This window comes from Hydrogenophaga sp. BPS33, assembly GCF_009859475.1.
Classification (GTDB): Bacteria; Pseudomonadota; Gammaproteobacteria; order Burkholderiales; family Burkholderiaceae_C; genus Hydrogenophaga.
Genome location: NZ_CP044549.1, coordinates 4,245,970 through 4,266,383 on the forward strand (window position 1 = coordinate 4,245,970; position 20,414 = coordinate 4,266,383).

The following is a 20,414-nucleotide window of genomic DNA, read 5'->3' on the forward strand; positions in this document are numbered from 1 at the left end:
CCATGAGGTAGTCATACGACTATCACGCGCCGCGCTGCGTTCCTAGAATTTTTGAAACCACCCGCCCCGAGTTGCAACGCAACGCAGCGGCCACAGGAGACAAAGTTCCATGAATGTTGCTCGACTGCTCACGCGCTCGGCCAGAACGTTCCCTGAACAGGACGCGGTGCTGGTAGGCACGCGTGTGTGGTGCAACTACCGCGAGCTGGCACGCCGCGCGGGCGCGCTGGGCCGCGGCCTGACCGAGCGCATGGGACTGCAGCCGGGCGATCGCGTGGCGCTGCTGCTGCACAACTGCCCGCAATACCTGGAAATCCTGTACGGCGCCTGGGCCGCCGGGCTGGTGGTGGTGCCGATCAACCACAAGCTGCATGCGCGCGAGGTCGAGTACATCCTGAGCGACAGTGGCGCGCAAGCCTTGTTCACCTCGGTCGACCTCGGCGCCGATCTGCGGCTGGATGCCCGCCTCGCGGCGATCGACGTGGGCACCACCGACTACAGCGCCCTGCTCACGGGCGAGGTGCTGTCGCCGCTGCAACGCGCGCCCGACGACATCGCCTGGCTGTTCTACACCTCGGGCACCACCGGCCGCCCCAAGGGCGTGATGCAGACGCACCGCAACCTGCTCTCGATGGGCTTGTGCTACTTCGCCGACGTGGACCCGGTGCAGCGCGGCGACGCGAGCCTTTACGCCGCGCCCATGTCGCACGGCGCGGGCCTCTACAACCTGCCGCACGTCATGGCCGCTGCACGCCATGTGATTCCCGAGTCCGGCGGATTCGATCCCGACGAGATCCTCTCGCTCGCCAGCCGCCTGCGCGACGTGTCCCTGTTCGCCGCGCCCACCATGGTCAAGCGCCTGGTGGAGCGTGCCATGGCGCGTGGCCTGGATGGCGATGGCATCAAGACCATCGTCTACGGCGGCGGGCCGATGTACGCTGCCGACATCGAACAGGCCATTGCTGTGATGGGGCCGCGTTTCGTGCAGATCTACGGCCAGGGCGAGTGCCCCATGGCGATCACCGCGCTCTCGCGCGACCACCTCATGAACCGCACGCACCCGCGCCATGCACAGCGCATGGGTTCGGTCGGCGTGGCGCAGAGCAGCGTGGAGATCCGCGTCGCGCAGCCCGACGGCACACCGCTGCCCTTCGGTGAGATCGGCGAAATCCTGGTGCGCGGCGACCCGGTGATGTCGGGCTACTGGGGCAACCTGGAAGCCACGGGCCAGACCCTGCGCGACGGCTGGCTGCACACCGGCGACATCGGTGAACTCGATGCCGACGGTTTTCTCTCGCTCAAGGACCGCTCCAAGGACATGATCATCAGCGGCGGCTCCAACATCTACCCGCGCGAGGTCGAGGAGGTGTTGTTGCGCCACCCCTGCGTGCGCGAAGTCGCGGTGATCGGCCGCCCGCACGGCGAGTGGGGCGAGGAAGTGGTGGCGTATGTGGTGCCACGCCCCGGGCAAGCGCTGGACACGGATGAGCTCGACGCGCTGTGCCTGGCCCACATCGCGCGCTTCAAGCGCCCGCGCCAGTACCGGCTGATCGACGAACTGCCCAAGAACAGCTACGGCAAGGTGCTCAAGACCGCCTTGCGCGAGCTCACACTCAACGACAGGAGACAACCCACATGAAACTGGTGACATTCGACTTGCCCGGCGGCCAACGCCACATCGGCGCCATGCTCGCGGGCGAACAGCGGGTGGTGGACTTCACCGCGTCCTCCACCTCGCCCGCCATGCGCGACATGCTGGCGCTGATCGATGGCGGCGAAGCGGCCTTGAAGGAAGCGCGGCAGCTGCTGGAGCGCGCCACGGTGACGCATGGCCTGGCCGACGTGAAGCTGGCCGCGCCGCTGCCCGAGCCGCGCCAGATGCGCGACTTCCTGTGCTTCGAAAAACACTTCCGGCAAGCGCGCGCCAACCGCCACTTGTTCGGCGCCACCGACGGCGAACGCGACCCCGCCAAGGTGGAGATTCCAGCCGTCTGGTACCAGGAGCCGATCTACTACAAGTGCAACCGCTTCTCGGTGGTGGGCACGGGGACCGACATCGTCAACCCGGCCTATTGCCAGATGCTGGACTACGAACTGGAGTTCGCCGCCATCCTGGGCAAGGGCGGCAAGAACATCCGCAAGGAAGACGCCCGCTCGCACATCTTCGGCTACCTGATCTTCAACGACGTGAGCGCACGCGACCAGCAGATGAAGGAAATGGGCGGCTCGCTCGGCCCCACCAAGGGCAAGGACTTCGACACCGGCAACGTGCTCGGCCCCTGGCTCGTCACCGCCGACGAGGTGGGCGACCCCTACAACCTGACCATGCTCGCGCGCGTCAACGGCGAGGAATGGTCGCGCGGCAACAGTGGCGAGATGCACCACCGCTTCGAGGACGTGCTGGTCCATGCGTCGAAAGACGAGACTCTGCACGCGGGCGAGTTTTTCGGTTCGGGCACGGTCGGCAACGGATGCGGACTGGAACTGGGCCGATTCCTGAAACACGGCGATGTCGTCGAGCTGGAGATTCAGAAGCTCGGCGTGCTGAAGAACCGTGTCGTGTTCCGTCAGTGACGGTGTTCGTTCCCCAACTGAAAACCAACTGGAGACAACCATGCGCCTCTTTCCCGTGACCTTGCGCTCCCTCGCGCGCACCCTGGCGGCGGCCACGCTGCTGAGCGCCGCCGCCGCCCCCGTGTGGGCCCAGAAGATCGTCTATGGCTTCTCGGCGTCCACGGCGTTCGCCAACGCCTTCGTCGCCGCCAACGAAGGCATCTTCAAGAAACACGGCCTGGATGTGGAGATGAAGCTGGTGCCGAACTCGGCCACCACGCCGGCCGCGCTCATGGCCGGCAGCCTGCAGATCGCCACGCCGACCGCGCCCAACACCATGCAAGCCGTCGAACAAGGGCTGGACCTGGTGGTGCTGGCCGGTGGCGGCTACTACACCAAGGGCATGGAAGACGTGGCCATCATGGTGCAGCCCAACAGCCCCATCAAGACCGCCAAGGACTTCGAAGGCAAGCGCGTCTCCACCCCCGGCCTCAACGCCTTCTTGCACGTGCTGTTCCGCAAATGGATGGCCGAGAACGGCGGCGACTACAAGAAGGTGACCTTCACCGAGAACGCCTTTGCGCAGTCGGTGGACGTGCTGCGCAACGGCCAGGTCGACGGCATCCTGGCAGTGCAACCCTTCCTCGCGCGCGCGCTGGAAACCAACGCGGGCCGGGTGGTCGCCTACTACATCGCCGCGCTCGAAGGCGAAGTGCAGTCGGGCTGGCACGTGGCCAACCGCAAGTGGGCCGACGCGAACCCCAAGCAGGTCGCCGCCTTCCGCGCCGCCATCGAGGAAGCCTCGGCGCTGGCCGCGAAAGACCCGGCCGTGGTGCGCAAGGCCAACCTGGTCTACATCCCGTTCCCGGCCGAAGTGCAGGCCAAGTTCCCGGATCCCAAGTTCCGCCCGGTGATCACGCCCGACGTCGTGCAGAACTGGAACAAGATCATGATGGACCAGGACATGTTGAAGAAGCCGATCGATCCGGCCAAGCTGATCTACAAGTGACGCGCGTCTTTCTCCACCCGGACCCACTCTCTGCATGAGCGCCGCGCCGGGCCGCCCCAAGCAAGCTCGCACCGCAGGCGAAGCCGAAGGTACAACAGTGACACAAGCCAACGCCCCCGTCCTGTCCGTGAACGGACTGGATTTCACCGTGGGCTCCCTCAACATCCTGAGCGACATCTCGCTCACGGTGCACGAGAAGGAGTTCGTCTGCATCGTCGGCGCCTCGGGCTGCGGCAAGACCACACTGCTGCGCCTGATGGGGGGCTTGCTCAGTCCCACCCAGGGCCAGGTGCAATACCGCGGCCGCACCGTCGACGGCCCCAGCCCGGAACTGGCGGTGGTGTTCCAGGACTACGGCCGCGCGCTGCTGCCCTGGCGCACCGTGGCGGGCAATGTGGAGCTGGCGCTGGAGGCGCGGCGTGTGCCCAAGGGCGAGCGCGCGCCCATCATCCGCGACATGCTGGAACGCGTGGGCCTGGCCGAGCGGGCCGACGCCTACCCGATCCAGCTCTCCGGCGGCATGCAGCAGCGCCTGCAGATCGCGCGCTGCATGGCGCAGGCGCCGCAGGTGCTGCTCATGGACGAACCCTTCGGCGCGCTCGACGCGATGACGCGGCAGACCTTGCAGGACGAAGTGGCGCGCCTGTGTGCAGATGCGGGCGTGACCGTCGTCTTCATCACGCACGACCTGGAAGAGGCGATCTACCTGGGCGACCGCGTGATTTCGATGGACAAGCACCCGGGACGCCTGTCCGAGACGCTCACCATCGATCTGGAACGCCCGCGCAACCAGCTCACGACGCGCGAGGACGCGCGCTTCCTGGCGTACCGGCACCGTCTGTTCAACCTGCTCCCCCCTGGACACTAGATGAATCACCCCCTGCGCCGCTGCGCGGCTTCCCCCTCTCTCGCCTGCGGCGGGAGGGGGACGACATCTGGGGCCGGCAAAGCCGGACCCTCGATGCCCCTGGATGGGCGCTTCTTCATGCGCAATTGATATGCACCCGACCATGACCCGTGTGTTCAAGGGCCTGCTGTTTCCCGCAGCGGTCCTCATCTTCTGGGAGTTCGCGGCGCGCTCGGGCTACCTCAAGGCCGAGAGCCTGTCCTCGCCGAGCGCGATCTTCCTGGCGGCGGTGGGCGTGGTGGCCGATGGCAGCCTGTTCAAGGCGGCGCTGGAGACCTTCGGCGGTGCGGTCGGCGGCCTGGCTGTGGGCGCGAGCGCCGGCATTCTGGTGGGCATCGCCTTCGGCTTGTCGCAAGTGACCTCGCAACTCATGCGCGTGTCCACCGAAGCGCTGCGGCCCATTCCCTCGGTGGCGCTGATTCCGCTGGCGCTGCTGATCCATGGCTACGGCTTCAAGATGGAGAGCAGCGTCGTGGCCTTCTCCTGCTTCTGGCCCTTGCTCATCATCACCGAGAGCGCGGTGCGCGGTATCGAACCGCGCCTGCTGGAAGTGGCGCGCGTGCTGAACTTCGGTTTGCGCGAGCGTGTGACCAAGATCATCCTGCCGGCCGCGCTGCCGCGCATCTTCGTCGGCCTGCGGCTGGCGGCGGCCATCTCGCTGGTGGTGGCAGTCACCGTGGAGATCACCGCCAATCCCATGGGCCTGGGCTATGCGCTCATCGTCGCGCAGGAAAGCATGCGGCCCGACCGCGTGTTCGCCTTCATCGGCTGGATCGGCCTCATCGGCTGGGCGCTCAATGCCTCGCTGCTGCGCGCGCAGCAGCGCTGGTTCGGACGCATGGGCAACTGGGCGGAGCAATCGTCATGAAACGACCCTACGGCATCCTGATGTGGCTGGCCAGCCTGGGCGTGCTCGCCGCGCTGGTGGGCCTGTGGCAGCTCGCCGCCCATCTCGAACTGGTCTCGCCGGTGTTCTTCCCGGCCCCGATGCGCAGTTTCGAATCGCTGTGGGACCAGATGGGCACGGCCGACTTCTGGCTGGCGTTTCGCGAAACGCTCTCGCGCATGGCCATGGGCTTCGTCACCGCGTCGATCGCCGGCGTGGCGCTGGGTGCGGTGATCGGCCTGTCGCCCCGGTTGCGCGCCTACATCGAGCCCACGCTGGAGCTCATCCGCCCGCTGCCGGCCTCCGCCATGATCCCGGTGTTCGTGCTGCTGATCGGCCTGAACGACCGCATGATCGTGACCGCCATCGCGTTCTCCTCGCTCTGGCCGGTGCTGCTCAACACGGTGCACGGCTTCAAGACGGTGGAGCCTCGGCTGCTGGAGGTGGCGCGCATCCTGCGCCTCTCGCGGCTGGAGATGGTGTGGAAGATCGCCTTGCCCAACGCCATGCCCGACATCTTTGCGGGCCTGCGGCTGGCGCTGACCGTCTCGCTGATCCTCGCGGTGGTGGCCGAAATGCTGGCCGGCACCATTGGCCTGGGACAGAACATCACGCTGGCCGCGCGCTCGTTCCGCAGTGCCGACCTCTACGCCGGGATCATCGTGCTCGGCGCCATCGGCTACGTCACCAACATCGTGCTGCAGCGCGCCGAGCAATACCTGCTGCGCTGGCGCACGCCCTGAACCCGTTCCCCCTCAACGACAGGAGACAACCCATGAAGAAGTGGCAATACACCAAAGGCCTGCACGACATCGGCAACGGCAACTACGCCTGGCTGCTGCCCGACGGCACCTGGGGCTGGAGCAACGCCGGCCTGGTGACCGACAGCGGCGAGTCGCTGCTGGTCGACACCCTGTTCGACCTCAAGCTCACCCGCGAGATGCTGCACGCCATGCGCAACGCCGTGCCCTCGGCACTGGAGATCGGCCAGGTGGTGAACACCCACGCCAACGGCGACCACTACTTCGGCAACCAGCTCGTGGCCGATTCCGAGATCATCGTCTCGCAGGCCTGCGCCGACGAGATGCGCGAACACCCGCCGGAGAAATTGATCGACCGCTTCCGCAACTACAAGGAGCTGGGCGACGGCGGCGAATTTCTCATGAAAGCCATGGGGCGCGTGTTCGACTTCCGCGGCATCGTCTACACCCCGCCCACCAAGACCTTCAGTGGCGAGATCGACCTGAAGGTGGGCAACAAGACAGTGAAGCTGGTGGAAGTGGGACCTGCACACACCAAGGGTGACGTGCTGGCCTACATCCCGGAAGACAAGATCGTCTACACCGGTGACATTCTGTTCAACGGCGGCCACCCCATCGTGTGGGCCGGCCCGGTGGACAACTGGATCCGCGCCTGCGACCTCATGCTCGGCTGGGACGTGGAGGTGGTCGTGCCCGGCCATGGCCCGATCACCGACAAATCTGGCGTGCGCGCGCTCAAGCACTACCTGGAATACGTGAAGGCCGAAGCGCGCAAGCGCTACGACCAGGGCATGACGCTGGAGCAGGCGGTGGACGACATCTCGCTCAAGGAATTCAACTCCTGGACCGACGCCGAGCGCATCTACGTCACGGTGAACAACCTGTTCCAGGAATTCAGCGGCGACAAATCGCCCCCGGACAGCATCAAGCTCTTCGGCCTGATGGCGCACTACGAAGAGCGCCAACGCCAGTTGCACGGCAACGTGATCGGCTGCGGCCCGAACTGCAACCACGCGGGCCACCAACACTGATCCCGTCATTCACCTTCGAGGAGACAAACCATGGCCTGGAGAATCCGCCGCGTCGTCACCGGGCACGACGCACAAGGTCGCTCGACCTTCATCATGGACGGGCTCGCGCCCAACATCAAAGAGATGGCGTCGATGCCCGGTGTGGCCTTGACCGACCTGTGGGAAACCACCACCGCGCCCGCCGACAACACCGGCACGGCCGATGCGGCCGGGCGACCCGTGAAGCTCGAACCGCCGGAAGTGGGCAGCATCCTTCGCATCGTCGAGTTTCCGCCCGACACAATGTGGCAGGGCGCGGACGCGGCCAAGGCGTTCGAATCGATCGGCGCCGGCCACGCGCCCGACAAGCATTCTGACGACCCGATGCGCCACAAGACCAGCACGATCGACTACATCATCGTGCTCAAGGGCGAGATCCACGCCATTCTGGACACCGGTGAAACGCTGCTCAAGGCCGGCGACATCCTGGTGCAGCGCGGCACCATGCATTCCTGGAGCGTGCGCGGCACCGAGCCCTGCATCGTGGCGGCCATCCTGATCGGCGCGACGCCGCACGCTTGACGTTCAAGGCGAGGGCGGCATGCCCAGGATGCGGGCAATCAGCTCGCCGGTGGAGTTCACCTCGAGCTTGCGCATCAGCCGCAGGCGGTGCGCCTCCACCGTGCGGTGGCTGACGTTGAGGTCCTTGGCGATCTGCTTGCTGGTCAGGCCTTCGATGACGCGCGCGGCGATCTCGCGTTCCCGAGCGGTCAGCGGCGCACTCATCGGCCGCGTGTCGCTGATGTCGTCGAACACCCAGATCACCGAGGCAAAGGGCGATTCCGGCGTGAAGGAGCGGCCCGAGACCGAACACCAGAACATGCGCCCATCGGCGTGCCGCATGATGCGCTGGTCGCGGTGGTTGCCGGTCTGGCGCATGCTGGCGACCCAGGTCTCGCCGATGTGCTCGAACTCCTCGTGCGAGGGATAGAGCATTTCCGTCGATTGCCCGACCAGCGCGCTGACCGGATAGCCGAACATCGCCGACATGGCCCGGTTGCAGCGCTGGATGATGCGTTGGTGGGTCACCATCAGCCCCACCGGTGCGAACTCGAAGATCATTTGCGGCTCGGCAATCGAGTCCGCCAGGGTCTTTTCGGTCATGGGTCCTTGGAAGTGTTGCGAGATGATGGGTGTGGGGATTCACGGCGGGGGTCACGCCTGGGACAGCCGATGCGGGCACAATTCCCCCTTTCGCCCTCGCCTGCGTGCCTGCCTCGCCGCCCCCACCATGACCCAACGCCCCATCCGTTCCCAGTACGAAGACTTCATGCGCCACGTGTTCACCACGGGCGTGCAGAAAACCGATCGCACCGGCACCGGCACGACCAGCGTATTCGGCCATCAGATGCGCTTCGACCTCAACGAGGGCTTTCCCTTGGTGACCACCAAGAAAGTATTCACCAAGGCCATCATCGTCGAACTGCTGTGGTTCCTGCGCGGCGACAGCAATGTGCAATGGCTGCAGGAACGCGGCTGCACCATCTGGGACGAATGGGCGCGCGAAGACGGTGACCTCGGCCCGGTGTACGGCGTGCAATGGCGCAACTGGCCCGCGCCCGACGGCCGCCACATCGACCAGATCGCCGAGGTGGTGAAACAGCTCAAGACCAACCCCGACTCGCGCCGCATCATCGTGAGCGCCTGGAACGTGGCCGACCTGGACAAGATGGCGCTCATGCCCTGCCACGCCTTCTTCCAGTTCTACGTGGCCGACGGCAAGCTCAGTTGCCAGCTCTACCAGCGCAGCGCCGACATCTTCCTGGGCGTGCCGTTCAACATCGCCAGCTACGCCCTGCTCACCCACATGCTCGCGCAGCAATGCGACCTGCAAGTGGGCGAGTTCATCTGGACCGGCGGCGACTGCCACATCTACAGCAACCACCACGAGCAGGTGCAAACCCAGCTCGCGCGCGCCCCCCACCCTTACCCCACGCTGCGCATCAAGCGCCGCCCGGCGTCGATCTTCGACTACGAACTCGACGACTTCGAGATCCTGGACTACCAGCACCACCCGGCCATCAAAGCCCCGGTCGCGGTGTGATCAACCGCCGCCAGCTCTGGGCCCTGCTCGCGCTCACGCTGATGTGGGGCGTGAACTGGCCCATGATGAAGCTCTCGCTGCAGGAGATCACGCCGCTGTACTTCCGCGCCGCCACCATGGTGCTGGGAGCGGCCTGGCTGTTCGTCTACGTGGCGCGCAAGGGCGAACGCATGCGCCCGAGCCGCGCGGAATGGGCCACCATCGCCTGGCTCTGCCTGCCCAACGTGCTGGCCTGGCACACGTTCTCCATCTTCGGCGTGCGCGAGCTCGCCTCGGGCCGGGCCGCCATCCTGGGCTTCACCATGCCGATCTTCACCGTGCTGATCGGCGCGGCCTTTTTTGGTGAGCGCATCACGCCACGTGTGCGCCTGGCAGTGGTATGCGCGGCCATCGCCATCGGCCTGCTGCTGTGGCACGAACTGCAAAGTCTGAGCGGGCGCCCGGTGGGCATCGCCTGGATGCTCGGCGCCGCCTTTTGCTGGGGCCTGGGCACGCTGCTGTTCCGCCGCGCCAGCTTCGCGCTTTCTCCCATGGTGGTCACGGTCTGGATGCTGCTGCTGGGCAGTGCGGTGGTGTGGGTGCTGGCGATCGCCTTGGAGCCCGTGCCTCAGCCCGCGCGCTTCTCAGTGCCGATGTGGATCAGCCTGGCCTATGGCGTGTTCATCAACTACGGCTTCTCCCAGCTGATCTGGTTCGGCATGGCGCGCGACCTGCCACCGGCCACCAGCGCCATGAGCGTGATGGCAATTCCCCTGGTGGGCACGCTCAGCGCCACCTTCATCGTGGGCGAAGTGCCGCACTGGCAGGACTGGGTGGCCATCGCCTTCGTGATGGTGGCGATCGCCAGCGTGCTGTGGCCCTCGCCTGCCGCAGGTGCCGCTGCACGGGCGGCACGGGCGGCACGGACGGCACAATAGGCGCATGCTTTCTTCTCCATCGCACCCCACACGGCTGCACCTCATCTTCGCCCGCGCCGCCAACGGCGTGATCGGCAAGGACAACGCCCTGCCCTGGCACCTGCCGGAGGACATGGCTCACTTCAAGCGCACCACGCTGGGCCACCCGGTGATCATGGGGCGCAAGACCTGGGACTCCCTGCCACCGAAGTTTCGACCGCTGCCGGGCAGGCTCAACATCGTCGTCACGCGCGACCCCAGCTGGCAGGCCGACGGCGCCTCCCGCGCGAATTCGCTGCAGGAGGCGGCCTCGCTGTGCCCGGCGGGCTCGGACGCCTGGGTGATCGGTGGCGCGCAGATCTACGCCGCGGCCCTGCCGCTGGCGCAGAGCGCCGTGGTGACGGAAATCGCGCAGAACTTCGAGGGCGATGCGTTCGCACCCGCCTTCGGCGCGGACTGGGCGGAGACCGCGCGCGAAACCCATGTGGCGGCCAACGGCTTGCCGTACGCCTTCGTCACGCTGGAGCGCCCCGCGCGCTGACCTGCCATGGGCTACGCCGTCAAGGAAGTGTTCTACACGCTGCAAGGCGAGGGCTTGCGCGCGGGCCGCCCGGCCGTGTTCTGCCGCTTTGCCGGCTGCAACCTCTGGAGCGGACGCGAGGAAGACCGCGAGCGCGCCGTCTGCCGGTTCTGCGACACCGACTTCGTGGGCACCGACGGTGTGCGCGGCGGCAAATTCGCCGATGCCACCCAGGTTGCGGCATTGGCGGCATCGCTCTGGCCCGTGGGCGAAGGCCACCGCTACATCGTGCTCACCGGCGGCGAGCCGATGCTGCAGGTGGACGCCGCCCTGATCGACGCGCTGCATGCCGAAGGCTTCGAAATCGCCGTGGAAACCAACGGCAGCCTGCCCGTGCCCGAAGGCATCGACTGGATCTGCGTGAGCCCCAAGGCCGGCGCCGACTGGGTGCAACGCAGCGGCAACGAGCTCAAGCTCGTGTGGCCGCAACCCGATCTGCTGCCGGGGGATGTGCAAGCCCTGGACGAACTGCGCTTCGACCATTGGCTGCTGCAACCCATGGACAGCCCACAACGCGCGGCCCACACCCGCAGCGCCATTCACTTCTGCCAGCAACACCCGCGCTGGCGCCTGTGCCTGCAGACACACAAGATTCTGGACATTCCATGAACACCCCCGCCACCGCGCTGCACGAGCTGTCGCAGCGCTTCTACTTTGAATCGGCGCACACCTTGCGCCGCGAGCTCGAAGCCGAAGGCAGCCGCCGCGTGCACGGCCACACCTACGAGGCCGAGGTCACCGTTCGCGGCACGCCCAACGCAGCGGGCATGGTGATAGACCTCGCCTTGCTGCGCGCCGAAATCGCCCGCGTGCGCGACCGCCTCGACCACCACTTCCTCGACGAGGTGGCGGACCTGGGCATTCCCACGCTCGAAAACCTCTGCAGCTTCATCCGCGCACAACTCGCGCCCACCGTGCCCGGGCTGTGCGCCGTTACGATCGAACGCCGCGCCAGCGGCGACCGCTGCGCCCTGCGCTGGTAACAAGGACATCCCACCATGCAACTCGCCACCTGGAACATCAACTCCCTCTCCGTGCGCCTGCCGCAGGTGCTCGACTGGCTGGCCGCCAACCCGGTCGACGCACTCGGCCTGCAGGAGCTCAAACTCGTCGACGAGAAGTTCCCGTACGACGCCCTGAAGGAAGCCGGCTACCACGCGGCGGTCTTCGGCCAGAAAACCTACAACGGTGTGGCTATCCTCAGCCGCACGCCGGTGACAGATGTGGTGCGCAATATTCCCCAACACAGCGACGACCAGTCGCGCGTGATTGCCGGCACGCTGGACACACCCGAAGGTCCGCTGCGGTTGGTGAACTGCTACTTCGTCAACGGCCAGGCGCCGGGCACCGAGAAGTTCGCCTACAAGATGCAATGGCTCGAAGCCCTGCACCGCTGGCTGGTAGAGGAACTGAAGGTGCATTCGCGCCTGGTGCTGATGGGGGACTTCAACGTCGCGCCCGAAGACCGCGACTCGTTCGACCCCGTCGGCCTGAAAGACACCATCCACCACACGGTGGAGGAGCGCCAGCATTTCCAGGCCTTGATCCAGCTGGGCCTGACGGACAGCTACCGCATGTTCGAGCAACCCGAAAAAAGCTATTCGTGGTGGGACTACCGCATGCTCGGCTTCCAGAAGAACCGCGGGCTGCGCATCGACCACATCCTGGTCAGCGAAGCCCTGCGCGGCAGCGTCACCGCCTGCCACATAGACCGCGCGCCGCGCAAGAACCAGCAGCCCAGCGACCACGCGCCGGTAGTCGTAACGCTGGGCTGAAACGGCGCTAATCCAGGTTCAATTCCTGGATCTTGCGCGTGATCGTGTTGCGCCCGATGCCGAGCTTGTGCGCGGCCTCGATGCGGCGACCACGGGTGTTGGCCAGCGCGGTCTGGATCAGACGGGTCTCGAAGCGGCGCGTCAAGACGTCCCACACGTCCGTGCGACCCTCTTCCAGCAAGGCCCGAGCCTCGGCTTGCAGCCCGCTCTCCCACGCCTGCGCTCCCGCGCCGACGGCCACGCTGGCGACCTCGGCCAGGTTCGCAACGGCTGCGCTGCTGTGGACGGCCGCGGGCTCGGGCATGGCCGTCGTTGCCATGGGCGACAAGCCGAACCCGGCGGGCGGCAGGGCGGGCGCCGTCGTGGCGTCGGTGCCCGAGGGGTGCAGCGCCGACAGCACTTCAGGCGGCAGGTCCTTGACCTCGATCACCTGGGCCGGCGCCATCACCGTGAGCCAGTGGCACACGTTCTCGAGTTGCCGCACGTTGCCTGGAAAATCGAACGTACCAAGCAGCCTCAGCGCGGCCTCCGAAATGCGCTTGGGCTCCACCCCCAGTTGCTTCGCGCTTTGCTGCAGGAAGAAGCGCGTGAGCATGGGCACATCTTCGCGCCGCTCGCGCAAGGCAGGCAGGCGCAAGCGGATCACGTTGAGGCGGTGGAACAGATCTTCACGGAACACGCCATCCTTGACGCGCTGCTCCAGGTTCTGGTGCGTGGCCGCGATCACGCGAACATTCGCGCGCACCGCGCTGTGCCCCCCCACACGGTAGAAGTGGCCATCGGACAACACGCGCAGCAAACGCGTCTGCAGGTCGAACGGCATATCGCCGATTTCATCGAGGAACAGCGTGCCGCCATCGGCCTGCTCGAAGCGGCCGCGCCGTGCGGTCTGCGCGCCGGTGAAGGCACCGCGCTCGTGACCGAACAGTTCGCTCTCCAGCAGATCCTTGGGAATCGCGGCGGTGTTGATCGCCACGAAGGGCCCCGCCGACCGCGGTGAATGCTTGTGCAGCGCGCGCGCCACCAGCTCCTTGCCGGAGCCGGATTCGCCCGTGATCAGCACGGTCACCTGGCTTTGGCTCAGGCGGCCGATCGCACGGAACACGTCCTGCATGGCCGGTGCCTGTCCGAGCATTTCGGGCGCGGCACTCATGCGCTCTTCGGCCACTTCCTCGCGCAGACTTTCCTCCACCGCGCGGTGAATCAACTCCACCGCCTTGGGCAGATCGAAAGGCTTGGGCAGGTACTCGAACGCGCCGCCTTGGAAGGCCGAGACGGCGCTGTCCAGATCGGAGAACGCGGTCATGATGATGACCGGCAAGCCCGGCAGCTTCTCCTTCACCTTCTCGAGCAACTCCAGCCCCGATCCGCCAGGCATGCGAATGTCGCTCACCAGGATCTGCGGACCTTCCTGGTCCGGCGTGTCGATCAAGGCCTTGAGCACATCTTGCGGGTTCGTGAAGCTGCGCGTGGGCAGGTTCTCGCGCAGCAGCGCCTTTTCGAGCACAAAGCGGATCGACTGATCGTCGTCCACTATCCAGATCGGCTTCATTGCGTTGTCATCCCTTCTTGTGGCGCGGCGTTCAAATGTCGGTGGCGGCTAGGGCAACGGAATCAAGATCTTGAAGTCCGTCTCGTTCGGCACGCTCTCACACTCGATCAGGCCATGGTGTTGCTGCACGAAGGTTTGAGCCAACGTCAGCCCCAGGCCGGATCCACCATCGCGCCCCGACACCAGCGGGAAAAAGATGCGGTCCTTGATCGAGTCTGGAACGCCAGGCCCGTTGTCGATCACATGCAATTCCAGTGCCAGCCGATAGCGCTGCTTACCAAACGTCACTTGTCGGCCGATGCGCGTGCGAAACACGATGCGCGCATCGCCCGCTGCGATGCGTTCGTGCAGCGCCTGCGCCGCGTTGTGCGCGATGTTGAGCACCGCCTGAATGAGCTGTTCGCGATCGCCGCGAAACTCGGGGATGGACGTGTCGTAGTCGCGCACGACTTTCAAGCCCTTGGGAAACTCGGCCAGGATCAACGAACGCACGCGCTCACAGACCTCGTGGATGTTCACGTCGCCCACGACGTGTGGACGTCGGTGCGGTGCGAGCAGCCGGTCCACCAAAGATTGCAGCCGGTCCGCTTCGTGGATGATGACCTGCGTGTACTCGATCAGCTCACGCGACTCCAAGTCCATCTGCAGCAACTGAGCCGCGCCGCGAATGCCTCCCAGCGGGTTCTTGATTTCGTGCGCGAGGTTGCGGATGAGCTCCTTGTTCGCCTGCGCCTGGTCGATCAACCGCTCTTCGCGTTCCTGCCGCGTCTGCTGCTCCAGCGGCAGCAGCTCCACGATCACTTCACCGGGGTTGTCCGTCTGCGCCACCACCACGTGCACGGGCAAGGTGTCGTGGTTCAGCCGCTTGAGCCAGGCGTCATAGCGCAGCGCGGCGAACTGGTTGCCACTGGCGCCCACCAGGGCACTTTCCAGCAGCGCAGGTTCCGTGAAACAAGCTTGCAGCATGGACCCCGCGATGCTGCGGCGTGACATGCCCAGGGCGTCTTCCAACGCCGCGTTGGCAAACAGCACGCGGCCTTGCGAATCCACCACGGCCACGAGCGTGGCGAGCAGGTCGAGCGCCTGGAATTGCGAAGGAGCCAGAGACTTGCGCGCCGCCGCCGCGAGGCCGTGCGGGTGGGCAGAGACGCGCTGGGGAGCGGCAGGGGATGGGGGAGCGTTGGGCTTTTTCAAGCCACTTATTTTGCGGCAGAACCGCCGGGGCTGGCCGAACCTGGCAGGCGGCTGAGTTCACGCTGAAGGCCCGCAACGTCGCTTTCAGCCCGCCCCACCGCGGCCTTGAGTTCGGCCACACGGTCCAGGTAGCGCTGGTAGTTGCGCGATTCAATGCCCTGCTTCTCGGGCTCGCCGTTGGCGTATTCCTTGCGCGCCTGCGCAAGACGTTCCTCGGCCTTGCGCATTTCGGCTTCGAGAATGGCGCGGGCGTCGCTGTCGCGCGCGCGTTGCGCCGCAGGATCGACCCGTTCGTTGCCGCTGCTGCTGCGGGCCGCCGCCACGGGTGTGCTGCTGCGAGCAGGGGCAGGCTTCGTGCCCTCGATGACGGTGATGTTGCCGCCCTCCATCACGTTGCAACCCTTGGCCTTGGCCACCAGGGGATCGTTCGTGTACTCGTTGCCGCAGCGGTAGATGCGACCCTGCGCATGCGCCTGCAGGACGCACGAGGCCAAGGCGACCAGAGCAAGCGAGCGAATCATGGGCAAAGGCATCGGGTTCAAGGTGACATCCACTCCAACAGGCATTTCGAGAGGGGCACGCACCCCGGCAAAGGCTTTTCAGTATGACCGAAAAGCCTCACAAAAGTGCCGCGCCAGCCCCTCAGCGGTGGCAATGGCCCGCTCGAATACCCAAGAAAAGGGCCGCTTGCGCGGCCCTTGTGTCAATCTGGAAACTGCCCGGCAAGCCGGGCATGCCTCACAGGCTGTAGTACATGTCGAACTCGACCGGGTGCGGCGCCATGCGGAAACGCGTGACCTCGCCCATCTTGAGCTCGATGTAGGCGTCCAGCATGGAGTCGGTGAAAACGCCACCCTTGGTCAGGAAGCTGCGGTCCTTGTCGAGGTATTCCAGCGCCTGGTCGAGGCTGTGGCAGACGGTCGGCACCAACTTGTCTTCTTCGGGCGGGAGGTGGTAGAGATCCTTGGTGGCGGCTTCGCCCGGATGGATCTTGTTTTCCACGCCGTCAAGGCCCGCCATCATGAGGGCGGAGAACGCCAGGTAGGGGTTGGCCGAAGGATCGGGGAAGCGCGCTTCGATGCGGCGGCCCTTGGGGTTCGCCACATAGGGAATGCGGATCGAGGCCGAGCGGTTGCGCGCCGAATAGGCCAGCTTCACGGGAGCCTCGAAGCCGGGCACCAGGCGCTTGTACGAGTTCGTGCCGGGGTTGGTGATGGCGTTGAGTGCGCGGGCGTGCTTGATGATGCCGCCGACGTAATACAGCGCGAAGTCGCTCAGGCCGGCATAGCCGTCGCCAGCGAACAGGTTCTTGCCGTCCTTCCAGATCGACTGGTGCACGTGCATGCCGCTGCCGTTATCGCCCGCGTAGGGCTTGGGCATGAAGGTCGCGGTCTTGCCGTAGGCGTTGGCCACGTTCCACACCACGTACTTGAGCACCTGCGTCCAGTCGGCGCGTTCGACCAGCGTGCTGAACTTGGTGCCGATTTCGTTCTGGCCTGCGCCGGCCACTTCGTGGTGGAACACCTCCACAGGAATGCCCAGCGATTCGAGGATCAGGGACATCTCCGCGCGCATGTCTTGCGTGCTGTCGACCGGGGGCACGGGGAAATAGCCGCCCTTCACGGTGGGGCGGTGGCCTCGGTTGCCGCCTTCGAGCTTGGCGCCGCTGTTCCAGGGCGCTTCGTACTCTTCGATCTCGCACATCACGCGACCGGGCTCATTGCTCCAACGCACGCCGTCGAAGATGAAGAATTCGGGCTCCGGTCCGAAGAAGGCGGTGTCGCCCAGACCGGACGCCTTCAGGTAGGCTTCGGCGCGCTTGGCGATGGAGCGCGGATCGCGGTCATAAGCCTTGCCGTCACCCGGCTCGATCACGTCGCACTGAAGGTAGAGCGTGGTTTCTTCGAAGAACGGGTCGATATTGGCGGTGTTCGGGTCGGGCATGAGCTGCATGTCCGAGGCTTCAATGCCCTTCCAGCCCGCCACCGAAGAACCGTCGAACGCGTGGCCCGAGCTGAATTTGTCTTCGTCGAAGTGAGACACGGGCACGGTGACGTGCTGTTCCTTGCCTCGGGTGTCGGTGAAACGGAAGTCAACGAATTTCACTTCGTTGTCTTTCACCATTTGCATCACGTCTGCGACGGTCTTGGCCATCAAAAATACTCCTGTAGCTGGGTGAGTGAAAACTGAAATCGACGCGGGTGACAAGCAGAATGTGTGCCACAGGATGGTTCACGCGCCTGCGAACGCATCACCCACAGAACGCGGACGGCGGGATTATGGCGCAGCCCATGCGCCAGAAAGGGTCAGAAGAGGCCTTCTTGCCCCTGCAAGGCGCTTGCAGCACGAAGTTGACCCGTGGCATTGCTCGCATTTGGTGCAATCTTGAGAGGCACCAACTTGGTGCAACTCAAGGACGCACCATCTCGGGGCCCAGTTGAGCCCCATGCTCGGCCAACCCGGCGATCAACTGCGCATAGGCGATGGACACCCCCTCCGACGCGCCTTTGACGCCCAGTTCGATGTGGCGCCCGAACGTCGGATGGTCGACGCTGGGCAAACTGAAGACCTTGACCGGATGGTCGCGTTCGATCTGCTCCATCAGCGGCGTCAGCAAGGCCTCCATCGCGCCAAACACGATCACCGACCGTTCCTGCCAGGTACCTTGGCCGTGCAGATGCGCGTATTGCGTGTCGAGCACACCTTCAATCATGGGCCACGCCATGACAGGAAAACCCGGCACGAAATGCACCTGCCCGCCGCCCGCGCCATCGCAGGTGAAGCCGGGGATGCGGTTGTAGGGGTTGGGGATGATGCGTGCGCCCACCGGAAACACGCCCATGTTGAATCGGTGGACGTTGTCGGCGCGATCTGGCTCGAACACTTCGCCTCGCTCGGCCGCCGTGTCGCGCATGCGGGCCTCGATCAACAGCTTGGCTTGCGGGTGCAGAGCGAGGTCCACGCCCAGTGCCGCGGCGGCGCATTGGCGGGTATGGTCGTCGGGCGTGGCGCCAATGCCCCCACAGCAGAACACCACATCATCGCCAGCGAAGGCATCGCGAAGCGCCGAAGTGATGCGCTCACGGTCGTCGCCCACCAGCCGCATCCAGGACAGCGACAGCCCCCGTTGCGCCAGCAGCTCGATGACTTTGGGCAGGTGCTTGTCGCTGCGTTTGCCAGAAAGGATTTCGTCGCCAACGATGATCAGGCCGAATGCACGCGTCATGTTTGAGAGGGAGGCAAATGGTGGGAGGAATCCAGGGAGGGCGATTCGAGCGCTTCGACCACAGGAGCCGACGTGCGCGCGTTGGGCGCGGCATGCGCCCTCAGGCGCTGCAGCTGCGCGAGCGCGAAGTGCGCGAACCACAGGGACGCAAAAGCAAACACCAGGGTATAGATCCAGATCGCCACCGGAATCAACAAGGGCGCCAGCGCGATGAACATGGCGCCAGACGCCCACAGGAGGCTGGGCGCCGCGCCCAGATAGCCACAGAGCACCCCCATGAGTAGCAAGCTGCCGCGGTGCTGGCGCACGATGCTTTTTCGCTCGTCGGGGCTGGCGTGCGCAGCCAGGGCGTCAAAGGCAAACACGCGGTAGGTCAGCCACCCCCAGATCAGCGGCGGCAGGATCAGAACCAAAGGCGGCACAAGCCACAGCGGCATGGACAGGACCAGCGCCACCACCGCCAGCAAGGTCGAGCCCAGCGACCACAACACGCTGGCGACCCACGTGCCCCCCTTCTTGCGCTCCAGGCTCGGGAAGCGCCGCTGCCCGACCAAATCCACCATGAACGGCGTCATGAACATGGCCACCAGCAGCAGACACAGCAGCACGATCACGGGTGTGGCCATCACCAGCACCAACAGCGGTGCGAACACCGTGCGCAGAGACCCCAGGCCCAGGCGCTCGAGCCAGCCCAGAAACGCCTGCAGAAGATCGAACGCATCCAACCAGGACGCCACCCCTGCCACGGCCGCGTCCCAGAAAAAGTAGCCCAGGCCGAACGACAGCAGGACCATCAAGATGAGCGGCAGAAACGAAAGCGCGATCACCCGCGGGTGAACGCAATACGCGACGGCTCGCCAAAAGGAATCGAACAACTGCGACATGGCGACGAGAATACATCCAATCCCGCCGAGCAACCCGACGCACGCAGGCCGGCTGGCGCGGCGATAGGATGGCCGCATGAACCGCATCGACATCGCAGGTATCGGCCTCGAAGTGGCCCATGTTCCAGGCGCCACCGACAAAGCCCCGTTGGTTTTTCTGCACGAGGGTCTGGGCAGCGTTGCCATGTGGCAGCAACGCGATCGGCACTGGCCCACCGAACTGTGCGCGGCCACGCAGCGGACCGGCTGGCTCTTCTCGCGTCGGGGCTACGGGCAATCCGATCCCGTGGTGGATGTGCGCGGCGAGCCGCGCTGGAGCGGCGAATGGCACATCGGGCGCCACGAGCCAGACTACATGCACCACGAAGCGTGGTGGGTCCTGCCACAGCTGTTGGAGCGCCTGAACATTTCCGAACCGATCCTCGTCGGGCATTCGGACGGCGCCACCATTGCACTGCTGCACGCCAGCCGCCATGCGGTCACAGCGTGCGTGGCCATCGCACCCCACGTGTTCGTGGAAGACGTATCGGTACACGCCATCACACAAGCCAAGGCCGCGTATGAAAGTCCCGAGAGCCCCTTGCGACAGCGTTTGAGCCGTTACCACGCGGATGTCGACAACGCATTCTGGCAATGGAACGACGTCTGGCTGAGCCGCGCCTTCCGCGGGTTTGACATGCGAGCGCAATGCCGCACCATCACAGCCCCGCTGCTGCTGGTGCAAGGTGCCGAGGACGAATATGGCACGCTGGCGCAACTGCGGGACATCGCACGCGAAGTCTCCCACGCTCAACAGCTTGAATTGCCCCACTGCGGCCACAGTCCACACCGCGATCAACCGCTCATGCTGACCGACGCCCTCACGCGATTCATGGGCGAACTCCGCTGATTCCACCGATGTGGGATAGCTGACATGCAACAGCCCGGGCACAATTGAGCGCTATCGAACGGCATGTCGCACGCCCAAAAGCAGGCCTTTCGAATTCATTTCCCAATCAAACATCGCAAAACCGTTCAAAAACCCAAGAAGTTCACGCCAGAGATAAGTCCATAGAAGGACGAGCCGACCGAACGGGC

22 protein-coding genes are annotated in these 20,414 nt (G+C 65.4%); 15 read left to right on the top strand and 7 right to left on the bottom strand.

Features of this window, described 5'->3' with window-relative positions:
- Positions 1-109 precede the first annotated feature (109 nt).
- From F9K07_RS19700 to F9K07_RS19735, 8 genes are all read left to right on the top strand, one after another.
- The gene (locus tag F9K07_RS19700) at positions 110-1,639 is read left to right on the top strand and encodes a class I adenylate-forming enzyme family protein (RefSeq protein ID WP_159595040.1); all 1,530 of its coding nucleotides are present in this window, start codon (positions 110-112) and stop codon (positions 1,637-1,639) included.
- Positions 1,636-2,574 carry a fumarylacetoacetate hydrolase family protein gene (locus tag F9K07_RS19705; protein ID WP_159595041.1) on the top strand — a complete coding sequence of 313 codons (939 nt, stop codon included), beginning with the start codon at positions 1,636-1,638 and terminating at the stop codon, positions 2,572-2,574. Before F9K07_RS19700 ends, F9K07_RS19705 begins: the two co-directional genes overlap by 4 nt.
- Before the next feature lie 40 nt (positions 2,575-2,614).
- Positions 2,615-3,562, top strand: a complete 948-nt coding sequence (locus F9K07_RS19710) for an ABC transporter substrate-binding protein (protein WP_159595042.1) — start codon at positions 2,615-2,617, stop codon at positions 3,560-3,562.
- A 34-nt stretch (positions 3,563-3,596) separates the two neighbouring features.
- Positions 3,597-4,430, top strand: coding sequence for an ABC transporter ATP-binding protein (locus F9K07_RS19715; RefSeq protein WP_159595043.1), 834 nt, complete (start codon positions 3,597-3,599; stop codon positions 4,428-4,430).
- Between the two features lie 142 nt (positions 4,431-4,572).
- A complete protein-coding gene (locus tag F9K07_RS19720) occupies positions 4,573-5,337 on the top strand; it encodes an ABC transporter permease (protein WP_159595044.1) in 765 nt (254 codons plus the stop codon).
- Positions 5,334-6,098 carry an ABC transporter permease gene (locus tag F9K07_RS19725; RefSeq protein WP_159595045.1) on the top strand — a complete coding sequence of 255 codons (765 nt, stop codon included), beginning with the start codon at positions 5,334-5,336 and terminating at the stop codon, positions 6,096-6,098. Before F9K07_RS19720 ends, F9K07_RS19725 begins: the two co-directional genes overlap by 4 nt.
- A 32-nt stretch (positions 6,099-6,130) precedes the next feature.
- The gene (locus F9K07_RS19730) at positions 6,131-7,147 is read left to right on the top strand and encodes an MBL fold metallo-hydrolase (RefSeq protein ID WP_159595046.1); all 1,017 of its coding nucleotides are present in this window, start codon (positions 6,131-6,133) and stop codon (positions 7,145-7,147) included.
- Positions 7,148-7,177: 30 nt separating this feature from the next.
- A complete protein-coding gene (locus F9K07_RS19735) occupies positions 7,178-7,708 on the top strand; it encodes a cupin domain-containing protein (protein ID WP_159595047.1) in 531 nt (176 codons plus the stop codon).
- A 3-nt stretch (positions 7,709-7,711) separates the two neighbouring features.
- On the opposite strand, the gene F9K07_RS19740 is transcribed toward F9K07_RS19735, so the two are convergent.
- The gene (locus F9K07_RS19740; RefSeq protein WP_159595048.1) at positions 7,712-8,290 is read right to left on the bottom strand and encodes a PAS and helix-turn-helix domain-containing protein; all 579 of its coding nucleotides are present in this window, start codon (positions 8,288-8,290) and stop codon (positions 7,712-7,714) included.
- A gap of 127 nt (positions 8,291-8,417) precedes the next feature.
- On the opposite strand from F9K07_RS19740, the gene F9K07_RS19745 reads away from it, so the two are divergent.
- From F9K07_RS19745 to xth, 6 genes are read left to right on the top strand one after another with little or no spacing between them, the layout of a single operon-like run.
- On the top strand, positions 8,418-9,230 hold the full coding sequence (locus tag F9K07_RS19745) for a thymidylate synthase (RefSeq protein ID WP_159595049.1): 813 nt from the start codon (positions 8,418-8,420) through the stop codon (positions 9,228-9,230).
- Positions 9,227-10,147 (top strand): DMT family transporter, encoded by a 921-nt coding sequence (locus tag F9K07_RS19750; RefSeq protein ID WP_159595050.1) that lies wholly within the window; start codon positions 9,227-9,229, stop codon positions 10,145-10,147. Before F9K07_RS19745 ends, F9K07_RS19750 begins: the two co-directional genes overlap by 4 nt.
- A gap of 4 nt (positions 10,148-10,151) precedes the next feature.
- Complete coding sequence (locus F9K07_RS19755; protein ID WP_159595051.1) at positions 10,152-10,667, top strand: dihydrofolate reductase; 516 nt, start codon at positions 10,152-10,154, stop codon at positions 10,665-10,667.
- A 6-nt stretch (positions 10,668-10,673) separates the two neighbouring features.
- On the top strand, positions 10,674-11,315 hold the full coding sequence (gene queE, locus F9K07_RS19760) for a 7-carboxy-7-deazaguanine synthase (protein ID WP_159595052.1): 642 nt from the start codon (positions 10,674-10,676) through the stop codon (positions 11,313-11,315).
- Positions 11,312-11,689 (top strand): 6-carboxytetrahydropterin synthase, encoded by a 378-nt coding sequence (locus tag F9K07_RS19765; protein ID WP_159595053.1) that lies wholly within the window; start codon positions 11,312-11,314, stop codon positions 11,687-11,689. The genes queE and F9K07_RS19765 overlap by 4 nt, the downstream gene beginning before the upstream one ends.
- Before the next feature lie 15 nt (positions 11,690-11,704).
- A complete protein-coding gene (gene xth / locus F9K07_RS19770) occupies positions 11,705-12,481 on the top strand; it encodes an exodeoxyribonuclease III (protein WP_159595054.1) in 777 nt (258 codons plus the stop codon).
- A 7-nt stretch (positions 12,482-12,488) separates the two neighbouring features.
- On the opposite strand, the gene ntrC is transcribed toward xth, so the two are convergent.
- The 6 genes from ntrC to F9K07_RS19800 all read right to left on the bottom strand — a co-directional run bounded on the left by ntrC (position 12,489) and on the right by F9K07_RS19800 (position 19,337).
- Positions 12,489-14,033, bottom strand: a complete 1,545-nt coding sequence (gene ntrC, locus F9K07_RS19775; RefSeq protein WP_159595055.1) for a nitrogen regulation protein NR(I) — start codon at positions 14,031-14,033, stop codon at positions 12,489-12,491.
- 48 nt (positions 14,034-14,081) lie between these two features.
- Positions 14,082-15,137, bottom strand: coding sequence for a nitrogen regulation protein NR(II) (gene glnL, locus F9K07_RS19780; RefSeq protein ID WP_159597014.1), 1,056 nt, complete (start codon positions 15,135-15,137; stop codon positions 14,082-14,084).
- 95 nt (positions 15,138-15,232) lie between these two features.
- On the bottom strand, positions 15,233-15,760 hold the full coding sequence (locus F9K07_RS19785; protein ID WP_201451592.1) for a hypothetical protein: 528 nt from the start codon (positions 15,758-15,760) through the stop codon (positions 15,233-15,235).
- 205 nt (positions 15,761-15,965) lie between these two features.
- Positions 15,966-17,381: a type I glutamate--ammonia ligase gene (gene glnA / locus F9K07_RS19790; protein ID WP_159595056.1), complete on the bottom strand. Its 1,416-nt coding sequence runs from the start codon at positions 17,379-17,381 to the stop codon at positions 15,966-15,968.
- 256 nt (positions 17,382-17,637) lie between these two features.
- Positions 17,638-18,453, bottom strand: a complete 816-nt coding sequence (locus F9K07_RS19795) for a competence/damage-inducible protein A (RefSeq protein ID WP_159595057.1) — start codon at positions 18,451-18,453, stop codon at positions 17,638-17,640.
- A complete protein-coding gene (locus F9K07_RS19800; RefSeq protein WP_159595058.1) occupies positions 18,450-19,337 on the bottom strand; it encodes an EI24 domain-containing protein in 888 nt (295 codons plus the stop codon). The genes F9K07_RS19795 and F9K07_RS19800 overlap by 4 nt, the downstream gene beginning before the upstream one ends.
- Positions 19,338-19,413: 76 nt before the next feature.
- Here F9K07_RS19800 and F9K07_RS19805 point away from each other — a divergent pair, with 76 nt between their 5' ends.
- A complete protein-coding gene (locus tag F9K07_RS19805) occupies positions 19,414-20,226 on the top strand; it encodes an alpha/beta fold hydrolase (RefSeq protein ID WP_159595059.1) in 813 nt (270 codons plus the stop codon).
- Positions 20,227-20,414 lie beyond the last annotated feature (188 nt).

Coding starts and splice junctions, on each gene's coding strand:
- F9K07_RS19700 (WP_159595040.1), top strand. CDS start 110: ATGAATGTTGCTCGACTGCTCACGCGCTCGGCCAGAACGTTCCCTGAA.
- F9K07_RS19705 (WP_159595041.1), top strand. CDS start 1,636: ATGAAACTGGTGACATTCGACTTGCCCGGCGGCCAACGCCACATCGGC.
- F9K07_RS19710 (WP_159595042.1), top strand. CDS start 2,615: ATGCGCCTCTTTCCCGTGACCTTGCGCTCCCTCGCGCGCACCCTGGCG.
- F9K07_RS19715 (WP_159595043.1), top strand. CDS start 3,597: ATGAGCGCCGCGCCGGGCCGCCCCAAGCAAGCTCGCACCGCAGGCGAA.
- F9K07_RS19720 (WP_159595044.1), top strand. CDS start 4,573: ATGACCCGTGTGTTCAAGGGCCTGCTGTTTCCCGCAGCGGTCCTCATC.
- F9K07_RS19725 (WP_159595045.1), top strand. CDS start 5,334: ATGAAACGACCCTACGGCATCCTGATGTGGCTGGCCAGCCTGGGCGTG.
- F9K07_RS19730 (WP_159595046.1), top strand. CDS start 6,131: ATGAAGAAGTGGCAATACACCAAAGGCCTGCACGACATCGGCAACGGC.
- F9K07_RS19735 (WP_159595047.1), top strand. CDS start 7,178: ATGGCCTGGAGAATCCGCCGCGTCGTCACCGGGCACGACGCACAAGGT.
- F9K07_RS19740 (WP_159595048.1), bottom strand. CDS start 8,290: ATGACCGAAAAGACCCTGGCGGACTCGATTGCCGAGCCGCAAATGATC.
- F9K07_RS19745 (WP_159595049.1), top strand. CDS start 8,418: ATGACCCAACGCCCCATCCGTTCCCAGTACGAAGACTTCATGCGCCAC.
- F9K07_RS19755 (WP_159595051.1), top strand. CDS start 10,152: ATGCTTTCTTCTCCATCGCACCCCACACGGCTGCACCTCATCTTCGCC.
- queE (WP_159595052.1), top strand. CDS start 10,674: ATGGGCTACGCCGTCAAGGAAGTGTTCTACACGCTGCAAGGCGAGGGC.
- F9K07_RS19765 (WP_159595053.1), top strand. CDS start 11,312: ATGAACACCCCCGCCACCGCGCTGCACGAGCTGTCGCAGCGCTTCTAC.
- xth (WP_159595054.1), top strand. CDS start 11,705: ATGCAACTCGCCACCTGGAACATCAACTCCCTCTCCGTGCGCCTGCCG.
- ntrC (WP_159595055.1), bottom strand. CDS start 14,033: ATGAAGCCGATCTGGATAGTGGACGACGATCAGTCGATCCGCTTTGTG.
- F9K07_RS19785 (WP_201451592.1), bottom strand. CDS start 15,760: ATGCCTTTGCCCATGATTCGCTCGCTTGCTCTGGTCGCCTTGGCCTCG.
- glnA (WP_159595056.1), bottom strand. CDS start 17,381: ATGGCCAAGACCGTCGCAGACGTGATGCAAATGGTGAAAGACAACGAA.
- F9K07_RS19795 (WP_159595057.1), bottom strand. CDS start 18,453: ATGACGCGTGCATTCGGCCTGATCATCGTTGGCGACGAAATCCTTTCT.
- F9K07_RS19800 (WP_159595058.1), bottom strand. CDS start 19,337: ATGTCGCAGTTGTTCGATTCCTTTTGGCGAGCCGTCGCGTATTGCGTT.
- F9K07_RS19805 (WP_159595059.1), top strand. CDS start 19,414: ATGAACCGCATCGACATCGCAGGTATCGGCCTCGAAGTGGCCCATGTT.